Raw genomic sequence first — 12,119 nt, 5'->3', positions numbered from 1 at the left:
TAACTGTTCAAATGTATGAGTTTATGGTTGTATCTTTAACCTGAAAAAAACAAAGAAATATTGTAATTTAGTTAACGAAAAATATCGTTTATGAAACTCGTACTCTCTCCAGCAAAATCATTAGACTTCGAAAGCAAGTTACCTACTACAAAAACAACTGAAGGCTGTTTTTTAAATGAAGCCGTACGTCTAAACAAGTTATTAAAGAAGAAATCTGCAAAAAGTTTGTCTAAATTGATGAAAATATCTGATAATTTGGGTCAACTAAATTACCAACGTAATCAGGATTGGAGCTTACCTTTTACACAAGACAACGCAAGACAGGCCATTTATGCATTTAGCGGAGATGTTTATAGAGGACTAGATGCTTATACTATTGATTCAAAAAAAATAGACAAACTCCAAGATACAGTAAGGGTCATTTCAGGATTGTATGGTGTTTTAAAACCTTTAGATTTAATTCAGCCTTATCGATTGGAAATGGGAACAAAATTTCCCGTTGGAAAGAATAAAAACCTCTACGAGTTTTGGCGAAAGAAAGTAACTCAAGCCTTAAATGAAGAACTTGAAGAAGATGAATTATTTTTAAACCTTGCTAGCAACGAATACTTTAAGGCCATAGATACGAAAGCCTTAAAAGTGCCAGTAATTACTGCAAATTTTAAAGATTTTAAGAACGGAGAGTATAAAACAATAATGACCTTTGCCAAACTAGCACGAGGCTATATGACACGCTATATTATTGATTCTAATGCAAAAAGTATAGATGATGTAAAAGGGTTTAATTATGAAAATTATCGATTCTCAGATGAATTATCTAGTGCAACCGAACTTGTATTTACAAGATAATGTTTTTTCATAAGCATCCTTATACGCCATTTATTAAAAAAGAAACCACCAAACTCATTGTAGGCACCTTGCCACCTCCAAGGTTTAGTACTGGAGAATTGCTTGAAAAAGATGTTGATTTTTGCTACGGAAGTTACTACAATTCACTCTGGTTATTTATAGACGAAATTCATAAATTGGGTTTGAGATATGATAATTCTCAAGAAGCAATCCAAGAACGCAAAGCGTTTTTAATTCAGCATAATATTGGCGTTTGTGATATCGTTGAAAGTGCAGAACGTGAGAAAATTGATGCCTCAGATTTGGGTATGAAAAATATCAAATTACGTGATGTCGTAAACTACTTAAAGCAATACCCTAAAATTGACACACTGCTGTTTACAGGTGGCAACAGTAAAAACGGACCAGAATATTTCTTTAGGAGACATCTCAAAAACTATAATAAGAAACTAGAATTAATATCTAATGAGGTTCCCAGAATCCATAAATTTAACCTAGATGGAAGAACTATAAAAACGGTATCATTAACCTCTGGCTCTGGTGCGGCAAATATCTCAATAAGTAGACTTCCGCTGTACAAACAACTTAAAGCTAAGAACCCTAAGTTTAATACCTTCGATTTTAGAGTACTTCAATATCGCGAGTTTTTTTAAAGTAATTTAGTGCTCAGGTTTTCTATAAACACCAAAAACAAAATCTGAAGGGTTGTGTTTTAAATACTCATCTTCAAATTCAAAAATAGCATCAAGAGCTTTTGTCTTTTCGTCATCTAGATCGATAAAATGATGAGAAATATCTTTAAGAGCATTCATTAAAATATTCCCACCATAGGGCTTTTCTATAATCACCTTAAAGTGCTTATTGATTGAAGGCATGATGCTAGATGAATCGACACATTCTGAAGGATCTGCAATAATCATTCTTAGTAGTCCTGATCCCGAAAAGCTGTTTTTGTATAGTGAGGATTTATACCGTCTTCTGAATTTTTTAGGAAGCAATTGAATACCCTCGTTAATCTTCTGTATTTGTGCCTTTGGAAATTGCAAACGATTTGGTCCAACATACTCGTTAATAACAAGCAAGCCAGAGCTCGTTAAGCAAGGAACTATTTTTTCTGACAATAAGGTGTCCACATGTCTAAAATGATGAAGTGAAGCATTAAAAAGTACAACATCATAGTGCTCCTTTTTAAAACTGAAATTGTCAATATTAGAACATACAAATGAGATGTTTTGTAGATTGTTTTGTGCGGCCTTTTTCTCGGCTTGTGAAATTCTATATTCAGATAAGTCAACACAAGTAATGGCTTCAAATTGCTTATATTGTGCCAACTCAAGTTCATGACTGCAAGTACCACTTCCTAGGGATAAGAGCTTTAAATTTGAATGATCTTTTAGGACAGTCTCCATGAGATATTGCTTATAGTTTTGATGTTCATCATTGGTCATCATTTTATTCCAACGCTTTTTTACATATGGAATTTCCCACCAATTGGCACTAATTACAGCAGAACTATTAAAAGCACTTTTTGTACGCGCATTATTTTGAAAGGTAAATTTGGAAAGAATAAAATCCCAACCTCTTTGCTTACCTTTTAATAAGGTGTCTTTAAAATCGTCTAATGTAATTAATCTCATATCGAAACTTACAGCAATCCTGTATTACAAAGTTAACCAATAGACATGCAGACAAAAATTAAAACAGATTATTTTTTTAACTAAATGAAATATGTAGAGTTAACAAGCAAATAAGCAGTACCTTTGTTTAAAATAAGAGAGATGATGTTATAATTAAGAGTCATCTTAAATGCCAATAATAGGCCCAATTAATTTTTATGTCATTTCAATCTTTAGGCTTATCTGACGCCTTGTTAAAAGCAATTAGCAAAAAAGGATACACGACACCTAGTCCAATACAAGAAAAAGCAATTCCTCCAATTTTGGAAGGTCGAGACGTGTTAGCTTCGGCTCAAACAGGAACTGGTAAAACTGCAGGCTTTACATTGCCACTATTACATTATTTATCAGAAAACCCTAAAGATAAGTTTAGACCAATTCGTGCTCTAATTTTAACGCCAACAAGAGAGCTGGCGGCTCAAGTTTATGAAAGCGTTAAAGATTATAGCGAGTTTTTAAATATTAAAAGCGCAGTTATCTTCGGAGGTGTCAATCAGAAACCTCAGGTTGCAACACTTCGCAGAGGTGTTGATGTGTTAGTGGCGACACCAGGACGTTTGCTGGATTTACAGAATCAGAATCTATTATCTATTAAGCGTGTTGAAGTCTTTGTATTAGATGAAGCCGATAGAATGTTAGACATGGGTTTTTTACGAGATATTGAACGTGTTATGAACTTAATGCCAAATAAGCGTCAAAACTTAATGTTCTCGGCAACCTTTTCAAAAGATATTAGGAAATTAGCAAACAGTATTCTTAATCAGCCAGTGCAAGTTGAAGCGACGCCAGAAAATTCTACAGTAGAAGCGATTTCGCAAAAAGTATATCGCGTGGCTAAAAACAAAAAAACAGACCTTATTATTAAACTAATTTCCGATGGCAATTGGAAACAAGCATTAGTTTTTACACGAACCAAGCATGGCGCTAATCGATTAACAAAAAAGATGATCTCTGCAGGTATTAGTGCTGCTGCGATTCATGGCAATAAAAGTCAAGGTGCACGAACCAAGGCTTTGGCTGGTTTTAAAAAAGGAACGGTTAGAGTATTGGTAGCAACAGATATTGCAGCTCGCGGATTAGATATTCCATTGTTACCTCATGTTGTAAACTTTGAATTACCTAATATTTCTGAAGATTATGTGCATAGAATAGGAAGAACGGGTAGAGCTGGGGCCAATGGTCAGGCATTATCTTTAGTGAGTGCCGATGAGACGTTATACCTTAAAAATATTGAAAAACTAATAGGAGAACGTATTGAAGTAGAAATTATTGAAGGCTTTGAACCCGATCCAAATGCATCTACCGAGCCTATTAAACCTGGACAAAATAGACAAGGGAGTAATAATTCTAGAAAATCTAAGTCTCATAATTCTGGAAGAAATCAAAATAGAAATAGACGAAATAAAAACACGAATTCAAGGAGGCATAAAGATAAACGTAATTAAAATGACACCTGTTTTAAAAGCGAAAATAATTAAGATTTGTGATGAAAAAATCGCTAAAAAAGGAACTAGCGTAGGTGTCTCATTTTATGCTTTTTTCAAGAATAAGAATGACACTCCAGAACTTTTGATGGAAGCTGCAACATGGTGGATTGAAACACATCAATTAGACCATTTCGAAAAAGCAATAAAAATCAAAAATCTTGTATTAAAGAGCTAATGGCAACTCAAAAAAACAACCCATTACATGGTGTGAATTTAGAACAAATTGTAACCGAACTAGAAGCGCATTACGGATGGGAGTATATGGGACATCAAATTAATATTAGATGTTTTACTCACGATCCATCCGTAAAATCTAGCTTAAAGTTCTTAAGACGTACGCCTTGGGCTAGAGCCAAAGTTGAACGTTTGTATTTGGATATGTTACAGAAAAACCCATCTAAAAGACCTCTTTAAGAGTGTCTTCATCTTCTTCGTCTTCTCGTTTTTCTACTTGTTCTATTAGATGTTTTGGTAAATTGTCTTTTTGATTAAATTGTATTGGGAATGGGACAATACAAGCCAAAAAAATCATAAAAATCAAGGCCATTAGCCTTAAGGTTTTTTTTATCTTCATAGTATATTGAATGAAAGAGCAGTCAAACGGTTGTTTGATGCTATTAGCAAAAAGTAAACTCCAATGGAGTTAGTGAACTCTATTATACTATGTGGTTGTGGTAAAAAGTTTTGTTGTGATACAAGGCGTACACTTCGGAGTGAAGTTTCTTAAACTTTATATTAAATGCTTTATTTGTATAAGATTTAAAAGCGGTAACTTGATTATGACTATGGAAAAGTCTAATCGCATAAAAAGAAAAGTTTACCTGATTATTTAAACAGCTTATAAGGGACTCTGAGGCTTTCTGAAATGATATGGAAAAGCGCGAATTATTACTAGATTGACCAACAACTAAAGTCGTTTTTACCCCCTCAATTTGCGGTTGTAATTCTACGCCAGAAAAAGAGCCTAAACCGACTAGCAGTGTTAGCCCAAAACATAAAAGGCTTAATTTTTTCAACGGTTGCATATTCAAATATAACGAATATATAATCTAATAATCATAAATATTACCTAATTGTCTCAAACCCTCAAAGACCACAATACTCACGGCATTGGCTAGATTTAAACTTCTAACATGTTCATTGTTTATGGGTATTTTATATAACTGTTGTTGCTGTTGTTCAATTAAAGGTTTAGGTAGGCCAACAGATTCTTTTCCAAAGACCATAAACAAATCATTTTGAAACGGTATATCCCAGTGTGGTGAAGAACCATGACTTGATAGAAACACAAATTTTGCATTTTTATGTACATTAAAAAAACCCTCAATAGATTCGTATATATGTACATCTAAATGTTGCCAATAATCCAATCCAGCTCTTTTAAGTCGGCTGTCACTCAATTCGAAACCAAAGGGTTTTACCAGATGTAACTTAGAGCCAGAGGCTAGGGCCAACCTTCCTATGTTACCTGTATTGTTTGGAATTTCGGGTTCTATAAGAACAATATTTAATGGCATAATGTAATGTTGTTTATATGTTCTTTTATTTATTCAGAATAGACGCTGTAAATTCTCCTATTTTATTAGTGCCAGCATGTTTTAAGTGCTTTATAAATGCACTACCAATAATAGCGCCTTTTGCGTATTGCGTTGCTTGGGTAAATGTTTCGTTATTTGAGATGCCAAAACCTACAATTTGTGGATTTTTTAGTTTCATGTCTGCGATGCGTTTAAAGTATGTTGTTTGCTCAGTTCCAAACCCAGAATTACTTCCTGTGACACTCGCTGTACTTACCATATATATAAATCCTTTCGATATAGAATCTATAAATTTGATACGATCTATTGAGGTTTGCGGTGTAATTAAGAAGACATTAATTAAGCCATGTCTATCAAAAATAGCTTTATAGTGTTCATTGAATACATCAACAGGCAAATCAGGAATGATAAGACCATCAATACCAATCTCTTGACATTTAGCACAAAAAGCCTCAACGCCATATTGCAACATAGGGTTAAAATATCCCATAAGAATTAACGGGATAGAAACCGTTTTGCGAATGTCTTTTAATTGGTTAAAGAGTACATTTGTGGTCATTCCATTTTCTAAGGCTTGAGTTGAACTCGCTTGTATTGTTGGTCCATCGGCTAATGGATCGCTAAATGGCAATCCGATCTCAATCATATCTGCACCATTTTTTTCGAGACTTTGGATAATAGACGCGGTATCTTCCAGACTAGGATAACCAGCAGTGAAATATATAGATAAGAGTTTGTGATTCTCTTGAAGTTTTTTCTGTATTCTATTCATTTTTAAACTCTTCTTTTAACTTTATAAATACGGACTTTTGTTCGTCACTTAAATTATCGGCTGTAAAAAATGAAAACCCTTTTGCTCCTTTTTCTTTAACGAGCCGAATAGCTTTCTCTAAATCTTTAGGATTAGTTAGGGCAGGACTATAGAGGCCAGCATAAATTGGAAACTCCACATCCTTGACCCCTTGTTCAATAGCAAAACCAATCCAATTCACATTTTCTCTATAAAAATTATTATAAACCATTGGGAAGGCTGAATCTAAGTTCCAATCGTTCCATGCTTGTCTTACCATTTGACGCGACATTTCAGGAAAAGGAAAAACTGCTGCACTCATTTTTTGCTCATGCTTATGCGCAATATCTACAAGTTCATTAACTAAAGATGTAATCGCATTTAAGCGATACTGACGCCATTCTGTACTGAGTTCTGGATGTGCTAAATCTAGAGGGTCTTTTCCGAAAATTGCTTTAAATCCTTCGCGTGCAATGGGATGATAGCCATAGTCATATTCTGGCATTTCGGTATTTTGAACTAGCCCATACTTTGGTTGTAAATCTGCACCTAGAATAACATCGACATAACGTACATAATCTAAATGAATCGAGGCAAGCCCTTTAATTTTCGCAAGTTCTTTTACATTATTTTTGATATAGTCTCTGGCTTCAGGATGAAAAGGGCTAAGCCATTGATAGTAATCTACGTAAGCCCTATAATCTAATGAGTTTTTACCTTTTCGATTAACGGCGTACCATTCGGGATGTTTATTTGCTGTTGTATCATTTGGTCTATTTAAAGTCCACATCCATGCATGGATTTTGATGTTTCTTTTTTCAGCGATCGGAATGAGTTGTCTATAGAAATCAGGACTACCGCCAACGAGGACTTCAGAGATTCCTAAAGTATCATAAGAAGCTAATTTAGTTTCCCACTTTTCTTTATTAAACACGCCTCCTGGGTTGGTCCAAGTTGCAAAAATAAATTTGTCCTTAACCATTTCAGTAGGTTTTGGAACTTCTTGCTTTTCTTTGCAAGACATGACGAAAAATACAGTGAGAATTAGTGTTAGATATTTCATATCGATTTTAGTGTTCCCTCTTGATTAATAATATAGACTTTATCAGAATTAGGGCTTTTAATTTTGTATTCAAAACCAAAAAGTGTTTTATAAAATACAGCGTTTAGGCTTTTGTTTTCGTCATAAGTTACTAATAGTGGTTTCGAGTTGCTGTTTATGTCTTCTAATAAAAACTTAAGTGCTCCATATCTTGTTTTTCGAAACAAGGCATAAGCTGTTTGTTTAATATCTAGATCTTCGTCTTGGATAAATGCAATATCGCGAGATGAGGAGGCTTCTGTAAACTGTAGGTAACCCCATTTTTCGGGTTCATGCATGTTAATGACCTTTTGATTACTCCATACCCAATTGTATTCTCTTAGAAATTTATCCTTCTCCTTCTTACGATGATATTGATCATCAATTATATCATGATCCCATTGTACTCTTGAAAAATTAATTCGCCATTGCTCTCCTTCGGTTGGTAAGGTTTGTGGTCTGTTTTTTAAACCAATAAAAGGCTTTAATGGAATGGCCATTTCAACCGTCCAAATAGAGTCCTTATCACTAGGGTTATTTAATGTTCCATGAATTTTGACGGCTGTTTTTAAATTATCGAGATTCCATTGAAAATTCGCTTTGCCACCAATTCTATAGGGCTTGTTTAAATACAAATCCCAAACCGTATTTAAAGCATTTATTTCAATTTCACCATATCCTATACCATCACCTGTTGGATCTAGAAACACTTCAAAATCATTATTGTAATATATGATGGTATCGCGTTGTTTTAAGGTTCCCCAAATATGTGGTTCAGTTAATTGGGCGTAAACATAGAGAAAAGTATTGTCCCAAAGCATTTTAACTTTTGTATCAAATTTAGGCGTTTTAATCCCTTCAATATCAATGAATTTATCGGTAAAACTAGATTGTTTCCAACTTTCTTCATTAGCATTTCCATCTATAGTTATTGGATTTATAGATTTTGAAACAATATAATGCTTTGGCTTCACGATGTCATCAATAACAGAAACCTGTAATGGTTCTATCTGCTGTTTTTCATTACAGGAACAAATGCAAACGCATAAAATGATGTATATATAATATTTCATTAATAACTAAAATAATCAATATAATTCTGTAAATCTTTATCACCGCGTCCAGAAAGGTTGATAATTACAATGTCATCTGGTTCAAATGTTTTTTGTTCAAGAACAGCAAATGCATGCGAACTTTCTATGGCAGGAATAATACCTTCCAACTGACTTAACTCTAATCCAGCAGTCATGGCTTGGTCATCTGTAATGGAGATGAACTCGGCACGACCAGAAGTATAGAGGTGTGCATGCATTGGTCCAACACCTGGATAATCCAATCCGGCAGAAATAGAATAAGGCTCTGTAATTTGCCCATCATGGGTTTGCATTAATAAGGTTTTACTTCCATGAATAATACCTTCACGACCTAAGGCTGAGGTAGCAGCGCTTTCACCAGAGTGAATGCCTTTGCCAGCTGCTTCTACAGCAATAAGTTTAACGTCAATATCGTCTAAATAATGATAAAAAGCACCAGCAGCATTACTGCCGCCACCAACGCAAGCTAATACATAGTTTGGTTTGGTTGTTCCTTCTTTTTCTTGAAGTTGCCATTGAATTTCTTCTGAAACTACAGCTTGAAAACGAGCCACCATATCTGGATAGGGATGAGGGCCAACCACGCTACCAATAATATAATGCGTGTCTATGGGGTTGTTAATCCAGTCTCTAATTGCCTCGTTTGTAGCATCTTTAAGCGTCCGGCTTCCTGACAATGCAGGTCTCACTTCGGCACCTAACATTTTCATTCTTGCTACATTTGGCGCTTGACGAGCAATATCAACTTCTCCCATATATACAATGCAGGTCAATCCCATTAAAGCACAAACAGTTGCCGTCGCCACACCATGTTGACCAGCTCCAGTTTCGGCAATAATTCTTGATTTACCTAAACGTTGTGCCATTAGAATTTGCCCAATCGTATTATTGACTTTATGCGCTCCTGTATGATTTAAGTCTTCACGTTTAAGATAGATTTTTGTGTTGTATTTTTCGCTTAATCGCTTTGCAAAATAAAGAGGAGATGGTCTACCAACATAATCCTTGAGTAATTGATTAAATTCACTTTTAAATGAAGGCTCTGACATGATTTTAAGATAATTTTGCCGCAACTCTTCTACATTAGGATAGAGCATTTCTGGAATATATGCACCTCCAAATTTACCGTAATATCCTTTATCGTTAATGTTATAACTCATGTTTTATTTTTTTGTTCCTCGAAAATTAATTGAAGCAACGTTTGTTCTGAATTGTTCTAATTCAAATATGTTTTTTAGTCCAGGTTTGATTTCAAATTTACTGTTTACATCAATGGCATAACAATATTTAGAAGCCTGAGTGGCTTTAAATTGTTTTAGGTTTTCTATTTCGCTATTACCAATACCACCACTTAAAAAGTAAGGCTTGCTTGAAGGGTATTTGCTTAAGATATCCCAATTAAATGCGTACCCATTTCCGCCTGGTAATTTTCCTTTGGTATCGAATAAAAAATAATTGCAAAGCGACTCATAGGGTTGTAATACCGAAAAATCGAAATCATCTTTAATACTAAAAACTTTTATGATTTCAACCAAACTAAAGTTAGAGTCTGCAAACATTCGTATGAGCTCTTTAATGAATTCTGGCGATTCCTTACCATGTAATTGGACGGCTTGTAAATTGTGGGTCATGACTTTTTCTGCAATACTTTCTAAAGAAGAGTTTACAAAAACACCAACTTTTTTTATTGAATCTGGCAATGTGGGAATTTCCCCATTAAAAAACCGACTAGACTTTTCGTAGAATATAAACCCTAAATAATCGGGCCGCAATAGAGCAACCTCCTGAATATTATTTTTATAGTTCATGCCGCAGACTTTCAGTTTCATTGTTGGAGGTCTTTTATAAATTGAGCAGCACTTTCACCAGCATTTTTCGTTTTCATAAAATTTTCGCCAATGAGAAAACCTTTATATCCATAAGGGCGTAAAGTTCTAATAGCTTCGATGTTGCTAATTCCACTTTCAGATACTTTTACAAAATCATTAGGAATTAATTCACTTAACTCCATACTTGTATCTAAACTGACTTCAAAAGTTTTAAGATTTCTATTATTTACGCCTAACATATCAAGGCTAGGCATGATTGATTTCTGTAATTCTTCTTCATTATGAACTTCGAGAAGTACGTCTAGATGTAGTTGTTTGGCGAGTTCTGAAAACAGTTTGATTTCTGCTTTAGATAGAATAGATGCAATCAATAAAATAACATCGGCACCATGAGCTTTAGCTTCTATAATTTGGTACGTATCAATTATAAACTCTTTACGGAGTAATGGTAAATTACTACAAGAACGTGCGGTTAATAAATCGTCTAAACTACCACCAAAGTATTTACCATCTGTCAAGACAGACATTCCGCAAACACCAGCATTTTCATAACCTTTGGCAACGTCAAATACATTTAAACTATTATTAATAGTCTGTTTGGAAGGTGAGCGACGCTTATGTTCTGCAATAATGCCTGTATTACTTTTTTGAAGTGTTTTGGCCAACGAAATGGTCTCGCGCTCAAACAGAACAGATTGCTCTAGTTGTTTAATAGGAATTAACTGTTTTCGAAGATTAACTTCAATACGTTTGTCTGTTATTATTTTAGTTAAAATATCCATTAGTTACTTAATTCAACGAGTTTTTCTAAACTTGCTTTCGCTCGTCCACTTTCTAGACTGTCCTTGGCATGTTGAAACCCTTCTACATGTGATATTTGGTTCACGGTGGCAATTGCTAATCCGGCATTAGCGCAAACCACATTGTTTTGAGCCTCTGTTCCTTTTCCATTTATAATGGTCTTGAAAATTTTAGCTGCTTGTTTAACGTTGGTTCCTCCGAAAATTTCAGAAGCCTCTATTTGTTTTAAGCCTAAGTCTGATGGACTTAGCATTACTTCAGACGTATTAGAAATGATTTTAGCATTACCGGTTAAAGAAATTTCATCATAACCATCTAAAGCATGTACAATGCTGTAGTTTTTGTCTGTGGCTTGGTATAAATAACCATAAATGCGTTGTAATTCTAAATTAAAAACGCCTACCATTTGGTTTTTAGGAAATGCCGGATTTACCATTGGGCCGAGCATATTAAAAAACGTCTTTACGCCAAGTTCTTTTCTAATTGGAGCTACATTTTTCATGGCAGGATGAAACAAAGGTGCATGCATAACACAAATTCCTGCCTGATCAATATTGCGTTTTAATTGATTGACATCGTTGGTGAATTTAACACCAAGTGCTTCCATTACATTTGAGGATCCAGATGCAGACGATACACCATAATTACCGTGTTTTGCAACTTTCACACCAGCTCCAGCTGTAATAAATGATGCTAATGTGGAAATATTGAAAGTGTCCTTACCATCACCGCCAGTTCCACATAAATCAATGGCATTAAAATCTGATAAGTCCACAGGGATGCATAGTTCTAATAAAGCATCTCGAAAGCCTTGCAGTTCTTCTATGGTAATACTGCGCATCATGTATATGGTTAGGAAGGAGGCAATTTGACTTTGGTTATATTTGCCTTCGGAAATATTCACTAGAACATTTTTTGCTTCCTCACTAGAGATACTCTCATGGTTAATTAATCTATTTAATATATGTTTCATG

15 protein-coding genes are annotated in these 12,119 nt (G+C 34.6%); 5 read left to right on the top strand and 10 right to left on the bottom strand.

Going from position 1 to position 12,119, the window contains the following annotated elements; translation table 11 throughout:
* Positions 1-90: 90 nt before the first annotated feature.
* Together yaaA and Q0893_RS11075 are read left to right on the top strand one after the other, a co-directional pair.
* Entirely contained in the window at positions 91-849 is a 759-nt protein-coding gene (yaaA, locus tag Q0893_RS11080; protein ID WP_299275523.1) for a peroxide stress protein YaaA, read from the top strand.
* Positions 849-1,502 (top strand): uracil-DNA glycosylase family protein, encoded by a 654-nt coding sequence (locus Q0893_RS11075; protein WP_298902512.1) that lies wholly within the window; start codon positions 849-851, stop codon positions 1,500-1,502. Before yaaA ends, Q0893_RS11075 begins: the two co-directional genes overlap by 1 nt.
* Positions 1,503-1,508: 6 nt before the next feature.
* Here the strand turns inward: Q0893_RS11075 and Q0893_RS11070 are convergent, their stop codons facing one another.
* Positions 1,509-2,486, bottom strand: a complete 978-nt coding sequence (locus tag Q0893_RS11070) for a class I SAM-dependent methyltransferase (RefSeq protein ID WP_299275518.1) — start codon at positions 2,484-2,486, stop codon at positions 1,509-1,511.
* A gap of 197 nt (positions 2,487-2,683) precedes the next feature.
* On the opposite strand from Q0893_RS11070, the gene Q0893_RS11065 reads away from it, so the two are divergent.
* The 3 genes from Q0893_RS11065 to Q0893_RS11055 are packed head-to-tail and all read left to right on the top strand — an operon-like array spanning position 2,684 to position 4,426.
* Positions 2,684-3,970: a DEAD/DEAH box helicase gene (locus Q0893_RS11065; RefSeq protein WP_299275515.1), complete on the top strand. Its 1,287-nt coding sequence runs from the start codon at positions 2,684-2,686 to the stop codon at positions 3,968-3,970.
* Between the two features lies 1 nt (position 3,971).
* Complete coding sequence (locus tag Q0893_RS11060; protein ID WP_298902516.1) at positions 3,972-4,187, top strand: DUF6500 family protein; 216 nt, start codon at positions 3,972-3,974, stop codon at positions 4,185-4,187.
* Positions 4,187-4,426 (top strand): VF530 family protein, encoded by a 240-nt coding sequence (locus Q0893_RS11055; RefSeq protein ID WP_298902517.1) that lies wholly within the window; start codon positions 4,187-4,189, stop codon positions 4,424-4,426. The genes Q0893_RS11060 and Q0893_RS11055 overlap by 1 nt, the downstream gene beginning before the upstream one ends.
* Here Q0893_RS11055 and Q0893_RS11050 read toward each other — a convergent pair.
* From Q0893_RS11050 to trpD, 9 genes are all read right to left on the bottom strand, one after another.
* Entirely contained in the window at positions 4,410-4,586 is a 177-nt protein-coding gene (locus tag Q0893_RS11050; RefSeq protein ID WP_298902518.1) for a hypothetical protein, read from the bottom strand. The genes Q0893_RS11055 and Q0893_RS11050 overlap by 17 nt on opposite strands.
* Positions 4,587-5,061: 475 nt before the next feature.
* Positions 5,062-5,529, bottom strand: coding sequence for a tRNA (cytidine(34)-2'-O)-methyltransferase (locus Q0893_RS11045; RefSeq protein WP_298902520.1), 468 nt, complete (start codon positions 5,527-5,529; stop codon positions 5,062-5,064).
* A 25-nt stretch (positions 5,530-5,554) separates the two neighbouring features.
* Complete coding sequence (trpA, locus tag Q0893_RS11040; RefSeq protein ID WP_298902521.1) at positions 5,555-6,322, bottom strand: tryptophan synthase subunit alpha; 768 nt, start codon at positions 6,320-6,322, stop codon at positions 5,555-5,557.
* Positions 6,315-7,403: a family 10 glycosylhydrolase gene (locus Q0893_RS11035; protein ID WP_299275508.1), complete on the bottom strand. Its 1,089-nt coding sequence runs from the start codon at positions 7,401-7,403 to the stop codon at positions 6,315-6,317. Before Q0893_RS11035 ends, trpA begins: the two co-directional genes overlap by 8 nt.
* Complete coding sequence (locus Q0893_RS11030; protein ID WP_299275505.1) at positions 7,400-8,494, bottom strand: carbohydrate-binding family 9-like protein; 1,095 nt, start codon at positions 8,492-8,494, stop codon at positions 7,400-7,402. The genes Q0893_RS11035 and Q0893_RS11030 overlap by 4 nt, the downstream gene beginning before the upstream one ends.
* Positions 8,494-9,675: a tryptophan synthase subunit beta gene (gene trpB / locus Q0893_RS11025; protein WP_298902525.1), complete on the bottom strand. Its 1,182-nt coding sequence runs from the start codon at positions 9,673-9,675 to the stop codon at positions 8,494-8,496. Before trpB ends, Q0893_RS11030 begins: the two co-directional genes overlap by 1 nt.
* A gap of 3 nt (positions 9,676-9,678) precedes the next feature.
* A complete protein-coding gene (locus Q0893_RS11020; protein WP_298902527.1) occupies positions 9,679-10,344 on the bottom strand; it encodes a phosphoribosylanthranilate isomerase in 666 nt (221 codons plus the stop codon).
* Positions 10,341-11,126 (bottom strand): indole-3-glycerol phosphate synthase TrpC, encoded by a 786-nt coding sequence (trpC, locus tag Q0893_RS11015; protein WP_299275499.1) that lies wholly within the window; start codon positions 11,124-11,126, stop codon positions 10,341-10,343. Before trpC ends, Q0893_RS11020 begins: the two co-directional genes overlap by 4 nt.
* The gene (gene trpD / locus Q0893_RS11010) at positions 11,126-12,118 is read right to left on the bottom strand and encodes an anthranilate phosphoribosyltransferase (protein ID WP_299275496.1); all 993 of its coding nucleotides are present in this window, start codon (positions 12,116-12,118) and stop codon (positions 11,126-11,128) included. The genes trpC and trpD overlap by 1 nt, the downstream gene beginning before the upstream one ends.
* Between the last annotated feature and the right edge of the window lies 1 nt (position 12,119).

Origin of the sequence: uncultured Psychroserpens sp. (assembly GCF_947494225.1) — a bacterium.
GTDB lineage: Bacteria > Bacteroidota > Bacteroidia > Flavobacteriales > Flavobacteriaceae > Psychroserpens.
The sequence above is the reverse complement of the archived record's forward strand: the minus strand, read 5'-3'. Positions and strand labels throughout refer to the sequence as shown.